Source organism: Demequina litorisediminis (assembly GCF_030161615.1).
In the GTDB taxonomy this organism is placed as follows: domain Bacteria; phylum Actinomycetota; class Actinomycetes; order Actinomycetales; family Demequinaceae; genus Demequina; species Demequina litorisediminis.
Genome location: NZ_BSUN01000001.1, coordinates 2,467,726 through 2,484,246, shown reverse-complemented (window position 1 = coordinate 2,484,246; position 16,521 = coordinate 2,467,726). Strand labels below are relative to the sequence as shown.

The following is a 16,521-nucleotide window of genomic DNA, read 5'->3' as shown; positions in this document are numbered from 1 at the left end:
CTGCCTTCGTCGATGTCCGCAGTGAGGCTAGCACCGCCCATGTTGCGGGCTCGTGTCGCCGTAGGCGCTCAGGTGGCCGATGCTGGGGGCGGGTACGCGGCGTAGGCACGGCCTTTCTGGGCCCCCTTGCCGTCGACGAGCACCCCATCGGCTGCGGTGAGGAGTTCCGCGAGGCTCATAGCCATGCTCGGCCGTGCAGGCGTAGCCGAGGGTCACATCGACGCCGACGTCGCGCGCCTCGGGCACCTCCGTGACGATGGTGTGCGCCACGTGAGCGCGCAGCCGGGCCGCAATCGCGGCCGGATCGGCCCTGCTACTCAACCGCATCACCACCACGAATTCGTCGCCGCCGGTACGCGCGGAGATGTCGCGGGCGCGCGTCGCCGACCGGAAGGCGTCGGCCACCGCGACGATGGCCGCGTCTCCCCTGTCGTGGCCGTGGGTGTCGTTGAGGCACTTGAAGTTGTCGAGGTCGAGGGTCACGACCAGAGCCCGATGCCCATCGCGTGCAGCCGCCGCCAGCAGCGCCGCCCCCGCGCGGTCTAATTCCGCCCTGTTCGCGAGACCCGTGAGCGGGTCCATCGCGGAGCGCTGCAACGCGTCTCGGGCTGGCCTCCAGTAGCGAACGGCCATGAGGATGACGAGGCCGGACAGCACCAACGAGAGTCCGGTGAGCGCCACGAGCCTGAACTGGGAATGTGCCTGCGCGGGGGCGAGGGCCTCGACGGGCGCGCGCAGATGGAGCACCCAGTCGAGTCCCGATGCGGTCGCCAGCGGCCGTTCGAGGACGGCCACATCGCCCACCTGCACGATGGCGTCTTCGCCGCGACGCACCGTGTCGAGATCCACCTCGAGGAGTCCCAGGTCCGACGCGGTGGGAAGCACCCCGAGCCGTCCACTATGTCGAGGTCACCCTCGTAGGAGCTCGGAGCGGCGATCACCGTGTCACCGTCACCCAACACCATCGCCACCGTGCCCTTGCCGGTCGGCACGTCCTCCATGATGTCGACGAGTCGCTCGCGCTCGAACTGCGCCGCCACCACTGCGACCAACTCGCCGTCGTAGTGGACGGCCCTCGTGGGCGACACGTACGTGCCGCTCGAGAACTCACCCCGGTACGGGTCCGTCCACTCGATCCCCACGGCCGTGGATCCCGCCTGGTACCAGGCGGTATCGAGGCCCGATGCCGCGGTGACCTCCTCACTCCGACCCGTCTCGACACCCTCGACATCCGTGGTGACGGTCGTCAGGGCGTAGTCGCCGTCTCCCGTGGGCTCGGACCAGTGAACGGTGAAGCCGTCGTCGTGCTCCTGAACGCCGGCGACGCTGCCGTCGGGCAGGCCGACCATGAGCCCGGAGACCGACGATTCGGTGAGGATGGTCTGCGCCATCTGCTCGGCGGCAGCCATGACGTCCAGGGCATCGAAGTCCGCGACCGCGACCTGGGCGTGAAGACGGTCGATCGCGTCGGCACTGCCGTCGACGTACTGCGCGACCCTGGCCTCGACCACATCACCCACGTACCCATACGTGTCGCGTAGCGCACGTGCGGACGCCTGGGTCGAGAGCCACGCATCGGTCAGGGTCAGCGCCAGTTGGAGCACCACAAGCGCACCCGCGATCACGGCGACGCGCGCAAGGGTGCGGGGGCTCGGCGCCGCGTGCACCCTGGTCCGCGCGGCGAGGCCTCTATCAGGCATGAGTCGAGTGTCAGCCGCCGTCGCCTCGGGAGGTGCGGGACCTTGGCCCCGTCGCGCGCTCCCGCGGCGTCACACGGACGTGAGATGCGTCTCAGTCAGACGGAGAAACGTGCTCCGTCGGGCAGGAGTTGCCGTCGTACACGTGCCCCTTGGCACGCTGCTTGCCGTGGATCAGCGCGGTGTCGGCGCGGGTCACCAGCGCCTTGAGGTCGGTCTCTCCGTCAAGCGCCTCGGCCACGCCCATGGTGACGCCCACCGACGCGGCCACCGCCACCCTCGTCTGCAGGTCCCGCTCCACGTCGCTGCGTACCCGCTCGGCGACCGTGACAGCATCGGCCCGGCGCCGCAACACCTGCACCGTGACGAATTCGTCGCCTCCCAGACGCGCCACCACGTCGCCCTCACGAATGGCGCTGCGAAGTGCCATCGCGACGCCGATGAGGACCCTGTCCCCGGCGTCATGCCCATGCTCGTCGTTGATGCCCTTGAACCCGTCGAGGTCGAGCATGGTTACCATGATGCGATCGCCGCGCGAGCGTGCTCCCGCGACGAGGTGCCCTCCGCGGCGCATGAGTTCGGAGCGGTTCGCGAGTCCTGTCAGGGGATCCATGGTGGCGCGCTCACGCATGCGCTTCAGCGGATGGCGCAGACGCAGCGCGAAGACGACGGCACCTCCCACGATCACCAGCGAGATACCCGTCACCCACGCCAACGTGGTGCCGAGGTCGCCCAGCCCCGCGGACAGCCTGTGCCTCGTCGGCGGTGATGTGGATGACCCAGTCCAGGCCCTCCTCGCCAGGGAACGTCCTGTCCAACAGGATCACCGATCCCGTTCTGGTGAACGACGTCGTGTCCGTGCGCGTGGGCGCATTCGAATGCGTAAGGCCGATGTCCGCTCCCGTCGGCACCTCGCCGGTCGCGGACGCGATGGTGAGCAGTTGCTCCTCATACGCGGTGGGCGCGGCGATGACCTCGCCTCCCGGAGTGAGAACGAAGGCTTCGGCCCCGTCGCCGTACGGGAGGTCGTCGAGCACTCCCCCGAGCAGATCGAGGTTGAGGTCAGCGCCCACGACCGCCTCGATGTCACCGTCGACGCGCGCCGCATCGGCCACCGACTCGAGGGTGTTAGAGGTGTCGTACTCGAGGTAGGGCTCGGTCCACGACGGCCCCGTCGCGTTCGCACCCGCGAGGTACCAGGGACGCACCCGCGGGTCGTAGTTCACCAGAGGCTCGATCTCACCCAAGGGAGAGAACACAGCGTCGAGGTGGGTGCCAACGGCCACACCGTCGGCAGATCCCGTGTACTCGGCATACCCCGTGCCGATGCGGCGCAGGACCAGGTAGGAGCCATCGGGCCACCCCACATAGATCGCACGCACGGTCGGTTCGCGTTGGAGTCGCTCTCGCACCGACTGAGTGAGGTCCTCGCGACTCACAGGCATCCCGTCGCGCGACAAGCTGCTGAGCCGTGCCTACCGCGACGTCCCGCGCGGATTCGGCGTAGCGCGCGACGCGCTCCTCGGTGAGGTCACCCACGTAGCCGTATGTATCCAGTGCGGCCGCGTCCACCTGCCGCGAGGCAAGCACCACGCCGGTGATGGTGGCCACGGCCTGCAGGATCACGATGCCGACCACAATCCCGATAGCGATGACGTACCCACGCATGCGGGTGGGTCGCTTCCGGGAGAGCATGAACCCAAGATATGCGCCCCACGCAGGGGTTTTTCCCGTTTTGGGGTGGTCTTCGTCACATCGCGGCCGTCAACGACGGCGACCGCTCCGTTTCAGGCGCGCTGGGCCGATGCCGACGCGTACAGGCACACGGCGGCGGCGGTGGCGAGGTTGAGGCTCTCGGCCGCGCCATAAATGGGGATGCGCACCACCTGATCGGCGAGTGCCAACTCCTCGGGCTCGAAGCCCCACGCCTCATTGCCAAAGACCCAGGCGGTCGGGGCGGCCAGTGCCGCGGCATCGGCCGCGCCCGAGCCCAGGCTCGGCGTCGCCCGAACCGTCGGCTGCCAGCACGCGCAGGCCCGCGGACGAGAGCGCCACAGCGGCATCTTCGAGCGGCAGCGAGCGCACGATCGGCAGGTGGAAGATCGATCCCGCAGTGGAACGAATCACCTTGGGGTTGCCGGGGTCCACTGACTGTCCGGCGAGGATGATCGCGTCGGCGCCCGCGGCATCGGCGGCGCGGATCACGGTGCCCGCGTTGCCTGGGTCGCGCACGTTGCTCAGCACCGCGACCAGGCGGGGGCCTGCGGCGAGCACGTCGTCGAGCGCGTAGCCCGCATCGTCGACGACCGCGACTACGCCCTGGGCGTCTGCGCTCATCGCGTCGAGCACCTGAGGCGAACCGAGGTGCACATAGCGACCAGCGGCGAGCGCCTCGGTCGCGATCTCGGGATGGCGGGCGTGGGCGTCCTCCGTGAGGTACACGTCCCGCACCCTCGCGGCGGCGTGGCGCACGGCCTCGCGCACCGCCTGCGGCCCCTCGACCAGCAGCACGCCGGCCCGGGAACGCGCAGAACGCCCCGCCAGGGCGGCGACCTTCTTGATCCGCTCGGCCCTCGGGTTATCGAGGGTGAGCGTGAGGTCGTCCGGCCCGACGGGGCGTCCTGTCATGCTGATGCGCTTACGCGGCGGGAGCGTTCACGTCCGCGGGGAGCGCCTTCTTGGCGGCCTCCACGAGGGTCGCGAAGGCGGCCTCATCGTTCACCGCGAGCCTCGGCGAGCATGCGGCGGTCCACCTCGATCTCAGCAGCCTTGAGGCCCTGGATGAAGCGGTTGTAGGTCATGCCGTTCGCGCGGGCAGCGGCGTTGATGCGCTGGATCCACAGGCTTGCGGAAGTCACCCTTGCGCTTACGGCGGTCGCCGTAGGCGTACACCATGGAGTGAGTGACCTGCTCCTTGGCCTTGCGGTACAGACGCGAGCGCTGGCCACGGTAACCGTGGGCGCGTTCGAGGGTGCTACGGCGCTTCTTCTGGGCGTTGACTGCCCGCTTGACGCGTGCCATGTGTTACTCCTTGCGTTCCTCGGGCCTTACTTGCCCAGCAGGCTTCTTGATCTTCTTCGAGTCGGCGTCGGACAGAATCGCGTCCTGCGCCACGCGACGCTTGCGCGACGACGTCTTCTCCTCGAACTTGTGCACGTTCATGGCGTGCGAGTGCTTCACCTTGCCGGTGCCGGTGAGCCTTGAAGCGCTTCTTGGCGCCCGAGTGGGTCTTGTTCTTCGGCATGATCTGCCCTTTCTGACATCAGGCCTTCACCCCGCAAGGGGGCTTGGGCACGAATGGGACCGGCTTACTCGCCGGACGTCTGCTTGGCGGTCTTGGCCGCGGCGCGCTGCTCGCGCTCGGCACGGTCGGCGGCCCGCTTGGCTTCGCGAACGACGCGCTGCTCCTCCTTGGCCTCCGACTTCTTCTTCAGAGGACCGAGGACGAGCGACATGTTGCGTCCCTCCTGGGACGGCATGTTCTCGACCACGCCGAACTCCTGGAGGCTCGTCGGCCGCCTTCAACAGTAGGCGACGGCCCATCTCGGGACGCGACTGCTCGCGACCGCGGAACATGATCGTGACCTTGACCTTGTCGCCACCCTTAAGGAAGCGGACAACGTGGCCCTTCTTGGTCTCGTAGTCGTGCTCGTCGATCTTGAGACGGAAACGCATCTCCTTGATCTCGGTGTTGGCCTGGTTACGACGCGCCTCGCGCGCCTTCACCGCCGCCTCGTACTTGAACTTGCCATAGTCCATGAGGCTTGGCGACCGGGGGCCGCGAGTTCGGAGCGACCTCGACCAGGTCGAGTTCGGACTCCTGCGCCAGACGGAGCGCATCCTCGATACGGACGATGCCGACCTGTTCGCCCTGGGGGCCGACGAGGCGGACTTCCGGAACACGGATGCGATCGTTGATGCGGGGCTCGTTGATGGTGGCTCCTTCTTGTCGAGTACAACTCGGCCGCCGGACAAGGAAAAAGCCCCCGTCCAAACGCAGACGAGGGCCACCACGATGGCGGCGCATCCGGTGCTTCTCGCACCGGCTGTGCCGCGACCTGGAACCCAGGCCCAATGTCTTGGCCCTAGGGTGGGAGGTGGACTCCGCTTGCGCGCCGAGAATCGTTTCTCGGCCGGTCGACTCACAAGGATAGCACGATGACCTCTGATATGCCCGCACTCGATTCCGCATCGGCCCAGGCCGCCCGGGACATCGCCGACGTCAACGCCGTCGAGCCTGATCTCCACGGTCAGTGTGCACCTCCTCAGTGCGGCCGCGCTCCGCTGCGGACTCGCCGATGAAGGCGAGGCACACCAGGACCTCGACGAGGCGCGCACGCTGATCAATGCCCTCGCCGGGCTCATCACGGCCGCGGCGCCCGATCTTGGCGACACTCACGCACGCGCGCTGCGCGACGGCCTTCGAAGCGTACAGTTGGCGTTCCGGGAGGCCTCGGTCATTCCCGATGCGCCGGGCGAAGGCCCGGGAGAGAAGTACACGGGGGCAGTGAGCCTAGATGACGGGTCCGCAGGACGCGAGCACCACCGATCAGGTCGACGGATCCGTCGACCCCTCGGTCGAGCCCGCCGCTCCCGCGGCCGCAACTCACGAGCACCGCAGCGCCGTCGCCGAGGACTACGACGCGCACAATGCTGCCCCGGTCCTCGCCGAGGACCTCGCCTCGGACGAGGACGACACCATCATCTTGTCGCGCAGCCCTTTCGCGGCCGCCGACCTCAGCCTCGACGATGACGACGATGAGGCCGACGACGCGAGCCGCGCTGACGATGCCGACGAGGTCGACGGGCTCGACGCTCCCGCGTGGACCGGGCTCGATGCCGCTCTTGGCGCTCGGGAGGCGCCTGTCCACACCGCATCGGCCGCGACCGTGGGAGGCTCCGCCAGCCCCGTGACGGGCTCTCTCCACCGGTATTCACCCACGGGCGCCATCCCGATTGTCGGCGAGGCGAACCCCATCACCGGCGCCATGCCCGTCATCGGCCCCATCTACCCGCCCAAGCCCCGGCGGCCATGGATCATCGCCACCTGCGTTCTCGCGGCGTTGCTGATCGGCGCCGGCTACCTCGGGTGGCGCATGTGGGAGATTAACGGCGAATGGCAGGCCTACGCCGCCGACGTCGAAGACGCCAACTACGCGCTCGGCGAGCAGATCGCCGAGGTGCGCCAGGACCTCGTCGACAAGCAGAACGAGGCGGACCTGCTGTCCGAGCAACTCGCGACCAACAAGGCGCGCGTCGTGGACCTCTCCGCGGAGAAGGCTGCCGCGATCGACTCCTCGGAGTACGCCTCCCAGGTGACGGAGCGGCTCGAGGAGACGCTGAGCCTTGGACACGTCGCGACGTCGTCGCTGTCCTCGTGCATCGACGGTCTGGAACAGGCTCGTGACGTACCTTGAGGCGCCCGACGAGGCGTACGAGCCCACGCAGATCGCCGACTACGCGGAGTCCGTCACGGACCTCTGCGACACCGCCGAATCGGCGACCGGCACCTTCCAGGATTCGCTCACCGAATGAGTCGCCTCACGATCGTCCTGGTGGCCGCGTGCGCGTTGACGCTCACCGGATGCGCGGCCCTGCCCGCCTCCCCAGGTAGCGTCCCCGACAACTGGGTGCCCTCGCCCTCGGCGGAGCCCGACCAGAACAACGTCGCCCTCTCCCCCGACGGCTTCACGGCCGCCCAGCGCATGACGGTGCGGGTGCGCAACATCGGCTGTGGCTTCGTCTCGACCGGCTCCGGCTTCGCGCTCGACGCCTTTACCCTGGTCACTAATCGGCACGTGGTGGAGGATTCCTCCCGGCTCGAGGTCTCGACGCACGACGGCCGCCTCATCGAAGTCACCGCCGCTGAAGTCACCACCGTCGCGGACATCGCGATCGTCAAGACCGAGTCATCCCTGGGCGCCGCGTTCGCGACACCCGCCCAGGAAGACCCCATCGAGGGCGATGCGATCACCGTGACGGGATATCCCAACGGCGGTCGGCTCACCACCACTACTGGCGTGGTGCTCGGGTCCGTCAAGGACCCGCTGGACTCCGAGGACCGCGGCGCGGTGGGGACGGTGCTCGCCACCACGGCGGTGGTCCAGCCCGGTTCCTCGGGCTCGCCCGCGCTGAACGAGGACGGCGAGGTGGTGGGGGTCGTTTACGCCAAGAGCGACACCACCGACCAGAGCCTACATCGTGCCCGTCTCGACGCTCAACTCGCTGCTCGCCCAACCGCGCCTGCTCGTGCCCCAAGCCGCCACCTGCGACAACGGCTCCCAGGCGTAACGCCGGTCCGCTCGGGTGGGGCGTCGCTACGCCTGCGCGAGACGCAGTTCGAGGCTGTCGATGCGCTGTGCGACCACGTCCGAGTGAGCGAGCCTCGCGTTGGACGCGCTCCAGCACGGCGTCGACCTCCGGCCGGGTGAGCCCAGCCACGAGCCTGAGCACGATGGCGACCTCGGCGCCGCGGCCCGGCGTCACGTCGACAGCGCGGAGCGCGTCGTCAAGGGTGACGGCACCGCGCACGGCGGCGACGACATCGGCCACCACGGAGCCTTCCTCCACGGCGGGACTCCAAGGCTGCCCCTGGCCGAGCGCCCACACCGCAGGCCGCGGGATCAGCACGGTCTCCATCCCGGGGTTGACGACGAGGGACGACCACCCCTCCGCGACCGCGGCGAGCGCGGCACGCGGACCCTCGGCTGGGATGGGTCGCGCCTCACGGTTCCACGTCTGCATCGCGTCCACGTCCGTGAAGACGGGAAGCGCGGCGCGACCATCGGGCATCTGTACCGCCACCACGCCGGTGGATGCCACCGCATCCTGCTCCAGGCCGTGCTTGCCGATGTGACGCTGCTCGCCGGACGCGAGGACGGGGATCAACACGCGCGCGTACGCGAGGGCGTCGACCACATCGGCCAGCGTGGTCTTGCCGTGCGAGTAGCGAATCAGGGCCTGCGCGAGGTGCGCGTCTGCCGAGCCGTCGTCGTCGGCGAAGATCGACTCGGGGATCTCCTTCGAGGGCTCAGCGTCACTCATGGCATCGATGCTACGGGGTGGCACCGACACCGCCCCGCCAGGCGTGGCGAACACGCCAGGCGGCGATGGCCTCCCGTTACGGGCGTCCGGCGATGTCGAGAGCCTGGGGCAGCGTGAAGTTGCCGTTGTAGAGGGCCTTGCCCACGATGGCACCCTCGACGCCCTTGCCCACGAGAGTACGGATCGCGGCGATGTCGTCGAGGCTCGAGATGCCGCCGGAGGCGACCACGGGCGCGGACGTGGCCTCGGCAACCTGGCCGAGCAGTTCGAGGTTGGGGCCGGACAGCATGCCGTCCTTCTTCACGTCGGTGACGACGTAGCGCGCGCAGCCCTCGGAGTCCAGGCGCGCGAGGACGTCCCACAGGTCGCCGCCGTCGCGGGTCCAGCCTCGGCCCGACAGGGTGGTGCCGCGCACGTCGAGGCCGACGGCCACCCTGTCGCCGTGCTTGGCGATGGCCGATGCGGTCCACTCGGGGTCCTCGAGCGCCGCGGTGCCGATGTTGACGCGGTGGCAGCCGGTGGCGAGGGCGCGCTCCAGCGACTCGTCGTCGCGGATGCCGCCGCTCATCTCGACCTTGATGTCGACGCTGCGCACCACCTCGGCCAGCAGGTCAGCATTGGATCCACGACCGAAGGCAGCGTCGAGGTCCACGAGGTGAATCCACTCCGCTCCCCCATCAACCCAGTCCTGCGCGGCCTTCAGCGGCGAGCCGTAGGCTCGTCTCGGACCCCGCCTCGCCCTGCGTGAGGCGGACGGCCTGGCCGTCTGCGACATCGACGGCGGGAAGAAGCTCGAGGCGCGGGGAGTCGGTCATGGTCTCGCTTTCGGGTCGGGTCGTCTCGGCACGAGCGGCCGATGCGGCGGGCACCAGGCTACCGGGCTGGGCGGGTCACCAAGGCCTCATTCGGCGACGACGGTCAAGCCTTCGGTATCCGCGGACACGACCTCGGGGGTGAGGACCACCTCGTAGTCACCCGGCCTCGCGCCGGAAGGCACGTCGAGCGACACAGAGCCGGACAGCGACTGCCCCAGGATGACCTCGCCCTGGTTCAGTTTGTGGCCTCCGTCGACCTCCACGAGAGACACGAGGATGACTTCCGCTACCGGCGTCTCGGCGCGCGGCCTCTCGTTGGTATCGAAGCACTCGTCGGTCATGCTCGACAGCGTCACCGTCACGACGGAGCCGGGCGTCGCCACGGCCGGGGAGACGACGGCGTAGGGAGCCTCGCACGCGGCTGCACCGCTCACCCCCGTCACCGTCGCATCCGAGTCTTGGTCGCCGGGGTCCGAGCAGCCGGCGACCGCAGCCGCCACGGCGACGGCAATGGACGGGGCAGCAAAGGCGCGTGTGCGTGTCACGACATCAGTGTGCCGACGCGCGGCCGCACGCGCTAGAGCGTCGTGACCCAGTTCTTCAGGAGCCTGGAGGCCCGCCTCGCCCGACTTCTCCGGGTGGAACTGCGTGGCCGTGAGCGGCCCGTTCTCCACGGCCGCAACGAAGCGATCGGATCGCTCCTGCGTGCCCGCCTCGGACCACGTCACGAGAGGCGCCGCAAAGCGACCCGTGTCCTCGGTGACTCCCAGCGGGAAGTCGCGGACGCCGTACGAGTGCACAAAGTAAAACCGCTCGTCCTCGACACCGGCGAACAGCGTGGTTCCCTGCGGTGCCTCGACCTTCGCCCAGCCCATGTTCGGCACCACGGGCGCCTGCAGCAGCTCGACCGTCCCGGGCCACTGGTCGAGGCCCTCGGCCTCCACGCCGTGCTCCACGCCACGCTCGAACATCACCTGCATTCCCACACAGATGCCGAGCACCGGGCGGCCACCCGAGAGGCGACGGCCGATGATCTGCTCGCCGCGCACGCTCTTGAGACCACCCATGACGGCCTCGAAGGCTCCCACGCCGGGGACGATGAGCCCGTCGGCGTTCTCCGCGATCACGCGGTCGTCGGTGAGCACCACGCGCGCCCCCACATGCTCGATGGCCCGCACCGCAGAGCGGACGTTGCCGAAGCCGTAATCGAGGACGCAGACGAGGGGGAAGTCACGGCACCAGCCTACCGAGAGCCCGTGGCGCCCCGGTCACGGGACGGCGCCAAGGCATCGGCCGGGCCTAGTCCTCCTCGGAGCCGTCGGGGTTCGGGTCCGAGTTGCGCTTGTTCTCCTGCTGCGCGCGGTAGGCGCGCTTGGCGTCCTTGGAGGCGGCACGGAGGCTCGCGGAAGGCCTGGAACTTCGACATGCGCGCCTCGAACACCTTGCCGGGGTGCGTCATGGCGATCTCGTCCATCGTCTGCACCCCACTCATCAACGTGGTGATGACGCCGGGGGCCTCGTCCAGCGCGAAGCCGGGCGCGACCTTCTCGCCCTTCACGCCGGCGAGCCACCGATGGATGGTGATCTGACCCGCACGGCGCTCCATCGCGAGGATGGGCTGCTGCTTGACGAACACCGAGACCACGCGCCCCGCCTCATCGGTGGCGCCGGCGGAGGTGTCATCCAGGACAGCGAAGGCGCCGGCCGAGGTCTCGATACACCGTCCGTGAACGCCCTGAAGCGCGCACACGGCCGCGAGGACGCGACCGTTCTGGATAGGCGTGAAGATCGCGACCGTGTCCTCCTCGACGTGCCGTCCTGTCTCGCCCGCGGGCTTCGCCGCGTCGAGTCCCGAGAGGTCGTCAGGGATCTCGACGCCCTCGGGCAACTCGTCGTGCATGCCGTCCTGGCTCACAGAGCACCCTTGGTCGAGGGGATGCCCTTGACCCTGGCATCGGCCGTCACCGCAAACCGCAGCGCGCGCGCCAGCGCCTTGAACTGCGCCTCGACGATGTGGTGAGGGTCGCGGCCCGCCAGCACCCGCATGTGGACGCAGATGCCCGCGTGGTGCGCAATGGACTCGAGCGCGTGCCCCGTGAGGGACCCCGCGAAGTTGCCGCCGATGAGGTGCGTCGCCTGACCCACGGGCTCCCCGACGTGCACGAAGTAGGGGCGGCCCGAGACGTCCACGACGCACTGCGCGAGGGCCTCGTCAAGCGGGACCAGCGCGTCGCCAAAGCGAGAGATGCCCGCCTTGTCGCCCAGCGCCTGCTTGAGCGCCTCACCGATGCAGATCGCCACGTCCTCCACCGTGTGGTGCGCGTCGATGTGCACGTCGCCGGTCGCCTTCACCGTGAGGTTCATCAGCGAGTGCTTGCCGAGCGCGGTCAGCATGTGGTCGTAGAACGGCACACCCGTGTCGATGTCGGTCTCGCCCGACCCGTCCAGGTCGAGTTCGACGAGCACCTCGGACTCGCTCGTCGCCCGCTCGATGCGTCCGGTGCGGCTCATGCAGTGACCTCCATCAGGGCGCTACGGAACAGCGCCATCTCCGTCGCGGTGCCGATCGACACTCGCAGCCATCCTTCGGGGCCGGTCACGCGGATCAGCACGCCGCGTGCCAGCAGCCCCTCAAACACCCTCTCACGATCCTCGAAGGGACCGAAGAGGCAGAAGTTCGCGTCCGTGTCCGCCACCGTGAAGCCCTGCTCACGGAGCCACTCGACGGTGTCGTCACGCTCGGCGCGGATCTCGTCGACTTGTGCCTGGAGGCTCACGGTGATGCGCGAGCGACGCACGCGCCACCGCCTGTGTCACGGCGCTCAGGTGATACGGGAGACGCACCACTCGCAGGGCATCGATGACCGGCTCGTGTGCCACCAAGTAACCCAGGCGCCCGCCCGCGAGCGCGAACGCCTTGGACATGGTGCGGCTCACCGCGAGGTTGGGGTGCGTGGGGATGATGCTCGCGGCACTCGGCACGCCAGGCTCGCCTGAACTCCGCGTAGGCCTCATCGATGACGAGCACGCAGCCACCCTCGACCTCCTCCGTTGCGGCGTACAGTTCCCGCACCTCGTCGAGGCTGAGCGCGGTGCCCGTGGGATTGTTAGGGCTGGCGACGATGACGAGGCTGGGCTGCTGCTCGCGAATCTGCGCGGTCGCCGCGGCAATGTCGATCGAGAAGTCCTCGTTGCGGGGCACGGCGATGTACTCCGTGAGCGAGTCGCGCGCGTACTCCGGGTACATCGAGTACGTGGGAGCGAAGCTCATGATCTTGCGCCCCGGGCCACCGAACGCCTGGTGCAGGTGCAGCATGACCTCGTTGGACCCGTTCGCGGCCCAGATGTTGCGTGCCTCGACGAAGTCCACGTAGGACTCGGCCGCCAGGTACGCCGCGAGGTCCTGACGCAGCAGGGTGAAGTCGCGATCCGGGTAGCGGTTGAGGCCCTCGGCCGCCTTGCGGACGGCCTGCGTGATCGCGTCGACGACCACGGGCGGCGGCGAGTACGGGTTCTCGTTGACGTTGAGGCGGGCGGCGACGGCCAGTTGCGGGGCGCCGTACGGCTCCAGCCCCGCGAGGTCGGGGCGCAGGGGCAGGGTCATGGCTGGGAGTCTAGTGGTCGCGTATGACGGACCGATGCGGCGGCTGCCGCCGCTGGAGCGGTCCGTGCGGGCGGGTTAGCGGATGGAGGCGGTCTTGGCGGAGAAGCGAGCCTTGGTGACGTAGTTGGCTCGCTTGCCGGTGACCTTCACGTCGATCTGGTGGCCCTTGTCCGCCGCGCGCAGGAGGTAGGTCTTCCCCGTGGCGCCGGAGATCGCCTTGCCGTCACGGCGCCACTGGTAGGTGAAGGTGGCCGAGGGTTGCCACGCCGTGACCGACGCGGTCGCCTTGGACCCGACCTTGCGGGTGCCGGAGATCGCAGGCTTGGACGTCGAGAAGTACGTCTGGAGCGTGGCAGACGACGAAAGCGTCTTCGACGAGGGGTAGCCGCCAAACACCTGAACGCCCCACGCGCACCCGTACTTGTCGGTCGCATAGCCCACGCCCAGGTGCGTGTACTTGGAGCCTGAGCATGTTGGCGTTGTGACCGGACGATGCCTTCCACTGCGACACGAGGCTTGCTCGCAGGCGCGCTGTAGCCACAGTTGTAGGCGACGTTTTCGCCCGCCGCGGTCCAGCCGCCGGGGATCTGCTGAGACATCTTGGGGTTGTGGGCGAGGTTGCGCGACTTGGCGAGGCTCGCGGCCCACGTCTGGGCGACCTTGTCCAGGGCCGCGCTGGTCCTCAGCAGGGAGCGGTCGTTGGCCGTGCGGTGCTTGTTGGTTCCCGCCACGATGGTGGTGCGCCCCTGAGACTCCGAGACGGTGGCCGCCTGCGCGGGCGCCGTGGCGCCGAACACGAACGCCGCGACGAGCGCGACGACGGCGAGCGAGGACAGTGCGCCACGGGGGCCGGTCAAGGGCATCGAGTCTCCTGGGACGGTGCGAGTGCCGGCGCGGGGGTTCGCCTGCAGCGCAGACGTTATCGACGCCCCCTTCGACACACCTGAGTTTTGGGGCGGATCGCGGCGCGCGACCGCTCATAACCTCCCTGGTAGCGAGGCCGAGGGGTGCCGTCCCGTCGGTTTTGTCACATCTGGGCCGAATGCCGCCTGTCGGCGATGTCGGCGCCTCCCCTACCGTGGTGGGCATGCCTGACTCCCCTGCCCCAGCATCGGCCGCCGTGACGGAACTTCGCGACGACGCCGAGGCGGCCCTGCGCCGCCTCGTGGGGCGTGACGACGTCACCCTTCGCGATGACCAGTGGAGCGCGATCGAAGCCCTCGTGGACCGGCACGCTCGTGCCCTGGTGGTGCAGCGCACGGGATGGGGAAAGTCCGCCGTGTACTTTGTCGCGACCATGCTGCTGAGGGCACGCGGCGCTGGCCCCACCGTCATCGTCTCTCCCCTGCTCGCGCTGATGCGCGACCAGATCGCGGCGGCCTCCCGGGCCGGAGTAAGGGCCGCAACCGTCAACTCGGCGAACGTGACCGAGTGGGACGACGTCCATGCGGCGATTCGCGCCGGCGAGATCGACGTGCTGCTGTGCTCACCCGAACGCCTCAACAACCCCGGCTTCCGTGACGAGGTTCTTCCCCGTCTGGCGGCCGATGCCGGACTCGTGGTGATCGATGAGGCGCATTGCATCTCGGATTGGGGCCACGACTTCCGGCCCGACTACCGCCGTATCAGGACTCTGCTTGGCGACCTGCCTGAGGGCATCCCCGTCCTCGCGACGACGGCGACCGCGAATGCGCGCGTGACGGCCGACGTCGCGGAGCAACTGGGCGTGCGCCGTCCCGGCACGGTGGCCGCGGCGGTGGCGGCAGGCGACCACGGCGAGGCTCCGCGACGAGGTGCTGGTCCTGCGCGGCGAACTGGACCGCGAGTCGCTTCACCTCGCGGTGGTGGACCTGCCCGACACCGCGGCCCGCGTCGCGTGGCTCGCGGGCGCGCTGAGGGAGATCGACGGCTCCGGCATCGTCTACTGCCTCACGGTCTCAGCAGCCGAGGAGGTCGCCTCCCAGTTGCGCTCCGCGGGCCTGGAGGTGGCGGCGTACACGGGCCGCACAGACCCGACCGAGCGCGAAACCCTGGAGGACGACCTCAAAAACCACCGCGTCAAGGCGCTCATCGCCACCTCGGCGCTCGGCATGGGCTTCGACAAGCCCGACCTCGCGTTCGTGGTCCACCTGGGGGCGCCCTCCTCACCCATTGCGTACTACCAGCAGGTGGGGCGCGCGGGCCGCGGGGTCGACAGCGCCGTCGTGGTGCTGCTGCCGGGCGCGGAGGACCGGGCCATCTGGGACTGGTTCGGCTCCCAGGCTTTTCCGCCGGAACAGCAGGTCCGCGCCGCGCTGGCGGCGCTCTCGACCGACCAGCCGACCTCGGTGCCCGCCCTGGAAACGTCCGTTGATCTCCGGCGTGGACGCCTCGAGTCGATGCTCAAAGTGCTCGACGTTGACGGTGCCGTGCGGCGAGTCCAGGGTGGCTGGGTCGCGACCGGCGAGCCCTGGGCCTACGACGCCGATCGCTACGCGCGGGTGGCGGCCGCTCGCACCGCCGAGCAGGACACGATGCTCGCGTACGAACGCCTCGACACCTGTCGCATGGCGTTCCTGCGCCGCGTGCTCGACGACCCCGCGCTAGTTGACGGCTGGGTCTGCGGACGGTGCGACGTGTGCGGCGGCGTGACGCTGCCGTCGGTCCCCGACGCCGCCGCCGTCGCCGCGACGCGTGCCGACATGGACCGCGTCGGGGTCGAGGTGACCGCCCGCAAGCAGTGGCCGAGTGGTGTGGACCGCATGGGACTCGACCTTCGCGGCCGCATCCCCGCGTCCGAGCAGGCGCAGCCGGGGCGTGCCGTCGCCAGGCTCGATGGGCTCGGGTGGGCGGTGCAGGCTGCGAGAACTTCTGGAGTCGCGCGACGGTGAGGGAGCGCCGGTGGACGGCGAGACTCCCGTGCCCCTGCGCGCTGCGGCGACGCGGGTGCTCGACGACTGGGATGGACTGTGGACGGGCGCGGGACTCACACGCGTGCGCACCATCGACGCGGTGGTCGGCATCCGGTCCGCCACGCGGCCCCAGGCGATGGGCCATCTTGCGCCTGGCCTCGCGCGGTACCTGCAGATGCCGTTCGTCGGCTGGGTGGGCCCGCGCCTCGGCCACGAGGAGCCCGGCCGCCACGACCTCAACTCCGCGCAGCGGCTCGCCGTCGTCGCACGCAGGCTCGACCTCGAGGACGCAGCGCGCGCCTCGCTCGGCGGGCGCGCCGTGCTGCTGGTCGACGACTACACAGACTCGGGCTGGACGCTGACCGTCGCGGCGCGGCTCCTACGCCAGGCCGGCGCTCGCGACGTCTATCCCTTCGTGCTCGGCGTGAGGTAGGCGGGGGCTGCGAAGGCCGTGGCGACCGCGCCACACA

13 protein-coding genes and 10 pseudogenes are annotated in these 16,521 nt (G+C 69.5%); 5 read left to right on the top strand and 18 right to left on the bottom strand.

The genetic code is table 11. From position 1 onward, the window contains the following. Window positions 1-27: 27 nt before the first annotated feature. The 8 genes and pseudogenes from QQK48_RS15190 to infC all read right to left on the bottom strand — a co-directional run bounded on the left by QQK48_RS15190 (window position 28) and on the right by infC (window position 5,631). Window positions 28-582 carry a diguanylate cyclase gene (locus QQK48_RS15190; RefSeq protein WP_284329005.1) on the bottom strand — a complete coding sequence of 185 codons (555 nt, stop codon included), beginning with the start codon at window positions 580-582 and terminating at the stop codon, window positions 28-30. Further along, window positions 543-1,700 carry a hypothetical protein gene (locus QQK48_RS15185; protein ID WP_284329004.1) on the bottom strand — a complete coding sequence of 386 codons (1,158 nt, stop codon included), beginning with the start codon at window positions 1,698-1,700 and terminating at the stop codon, window positions 543-545. The genes QQK48_RS15190 and QQK48_RS15185 overlap by 40 nt, the downstream gene beginning before the upstream one ends. A 91-nt stretch (window positions 1,701-1,791) precedes the next feature. Continuing rightward, complete coding sequence (locus QQK48_RS15180) at window positions 1,792-2,328, bottom strand: GGDEF domain-containing protein (RefSeq protein ID WP_284329003.1); 537 nt, start codon at window positions 2,326-2,328, stop codon at window positions 1,792-1,794. Continuing rightward, window positions 2,321-3,109 (bottom strand): cache domain-containing protein, encoded by a 789-nt coding sequence (locus QQK48_RS15175; protein ID WP_284329002.1) that lies wholly within the window; start codon window positions 3,107-3,109, stop codon window positions 2,321-2,323. The genes QQK48_RS15180 and QQK48_RS15175 overlap by 8 nt, the downstream gene beginning before the upstream one ends. Before the next feature lie 375 nt (window positions 3,110-3,484). Continuing rightward, window positions 3,485-4,325, bottom strand: a pseudogene (locus QQK48_RS15170) (TrmH family RNA methyltransferase). A gap of 10 nt (window positions 4,326-4,335) precedes the next feature. After that, window positions 4,336-4,718 (bottom strand): annotated as a pseudogene (gene rplT, locus QQK48_RS15165) (50S ribosomal protein L20). Window positions 4,719-4,721: 3 nt separating this feature from the next. Further along, a complete protein-coding gene (locus QQK48_RS15160; protein ID WP_348523661.1) occupies window positions 4,722-4,877 on the bottom strand; it encodes a 50S ribosomal protein L35 in 156 nt (51 codons plus the stop codon). Window positions 4,878-5,005: 128 nt separating this feature from the next. Next, window positions 5,006-5,631: pseudogene (gene infC / locus QQK48_RS15155) on the bottom strand (translation initiation factor IF-3). A 224-nt stretch (window positions 5,632-5,855) separates the two neighbouring features. On the opposite strand from infC, the pseudogene QQK48_RS15150 reads away from it, so the two are divergent. The 4 genes and pseudogenes from QQK48_RS15150 to QQK48_RS15135 form a co-directional block, all read left to right on the top strand. Continuing rightward, window positions 5,856-6,210: pseudogene (locus QQK48_RS15150) on the top strand (DUF1844 domain-containing protein); the annotation flags it as partial. Between the two features lie 4 nt (window positions 6,211-6,214). Then, on the top strand, window positions 6,215-7,114 hold the full coding sequence (locus tag QQK48_RS15145) for a hypothetical protein (RefSeq protein WP_284329479.1): 900 nt from the start codon (window positions 6,215-6,217) through the stop codon (window positions 7,112-7,114). Then, the gene (locus QQK48_RS15140) at window positions 7,101-7,232 is read left to right on the top strand and encodes a hypothetical protein (RefSeq protein WP_284329001.1); all 132 of its coding nucleotides are present in this window, start codon (window positions 7,101-7,103) and stop codon (window positions 7,230-7,232) included. The genes QQK48_RS15145 and QQK48_RS15140 overlap by 14 nt, the downstream gene beginning before the upstream one ends. After that, window positions 7,229-8,128 carry a S1 family peptidase gene (locus QQK48_RS15135; RefSeq protein ID WP_284329000.1) on the top strand — a complete coding sequence of 300 codons (900 nt, stop codon included), beginning with the start codon at window positions 7,229-7,231 and terminating at the stop codon, window positions 8,126-8,128. The genes QQK48_RS15140 and QQK48_RS15135 overlap by 4 nt, the downstream gene beginning before the upstream one ends. A gap of 229 nt (window positions 8,129-8,357) precedes the next feature. Here the strand turns inward: QQK48_RS15135 and QQK48_RS15130 are convergent. The 10 genes and pseudogenes from QQK48_RS15130 to QQK48_RS15090 all read right to left on the bottom strand — a co-directional run. After that, a pseudogene (locus QQK48_RS15130) lies at window positions 8,358-8,741 on the bottom strand (SseB family protein); the annotation flags it as partial. A 76-nt stretch (window positions 8,742-8,817) separates the two neighbouring features. Continuing rightward, window positions 8,818-9,556, bottom strand: a pseudogene (gene priA / locus QQK48_RS15125) (bifunctional 1-(5-phosphoribosyl)-5-((5-phosphoribosylamino)methylideneamino)imidazole-4-carboxamide isomerase/phosphoribosylanthranilate isomerase PriA). 86 nt (window positions 9,557-9,642) lie between these two features. Beyond that, window positions 9,643-10,101 (bottom strand): hypothetical protein, encoded by a 459-nt coding sequence (locus tag QQK48_RS15120; protein ID WP_284328999.1) that lies wholly within the window; start codon window positions 10,099-10,101, stop codon window positions 9,643-9,645. Between the two features lie 32 nt (window positions 10,102-10,133). Beyond that, window positions 10,134-10,734, bottom strand: a pseudogene (hisH, locus tag QQK48_RS15115) (imidazole glycerol phosphate synthase subunit HisH). A 65-nt stretch (window positions 10,735-10,799) separates the two neighbouring features. Then, the gene (locus tag QQK48_RS15110) at window positions 10,800-11,471 is read right to left on the bottom strand and encodes a hypothetical protein (RefSeq protein ID WP_284328998.1); all 672 of its coding nucleotides are present in this window, start codon (window positions 11,469-11,471) and stop codon (window positions 10,800-10,802) included. Continuing rightward, on the bottom strand, window positions 11,468-12,067 hold the full coding sequence (gene hisB, locus QQK48_RS15105; RefSeq protein WP_284328997.1) for an imidazoleglycerol-phosphate dehydratase HisB: 600 nt from the start codon (window positions 12,065-12,067) through the stop codon (window positions 11,468-11,470). Before hisB ends, QQK48_RS15110 begins: the two co-directional genes overlap by 4 nt. Next, window positions 12,064-13,160: pseudogene (locus QQK48_RS15100) on the bottom strand (histidinol-phosphate transaminase). Before QQK48_RS15100 ends, hisB begins: the two are co-directional and overlap by 4 nt. A gap of 75 nt (window positions 13,161-13,235) precedes the next feature. Further along, the gene (locus tag QQK48_RS15095) at window positions 13,236-13,601 is read right to left on the bottom strand and encodes a hypothetical protein (protein ID WP_284328996.1); all 366 of its coding nucleotides are present in this window, start codon (window positions 13,599-13,601) and stop codon (window positions 13,236-13,238) included. A 35-nt stretch (window positions 13,602-13,636) separates the two neighbouring features. After that, a pseudogene (locus QQK48_RS22180) lies at window positions 13,637-14,023 on the bottom strand (CAP domain-containing protein); the annotation flags it as partial. Window positions 14,024-14,187: 164 nt separating this feature from the next. After that, window positions 14,188-14,394, bottom strand: coding sequence for a hypothetical protein (locus tag QQK48_RS15090; protein ID WP_284329478.1), 207 nt, complete (start codon window positions 14,392-14,394; stop codon window positions 14,188-14,190). Between QQK48_RS15090 and QQK48_RS15085 the strand changes: the two are divergent. Continuing rightward, a pseudogene (locus tag QQK48_RS15085) lies at window positions 14,326-16,484 on the top strand (RecQ family ATP-dependent DNA helicase). The gene QQK48_RS15090 and the pseudogene QQK48_RS15085 sit on opposite strands and share 69 nt — an antisense overlap. The last annotated feature ends 37 nt before the right edge of the window (window positions 16,485-16,521 follow it).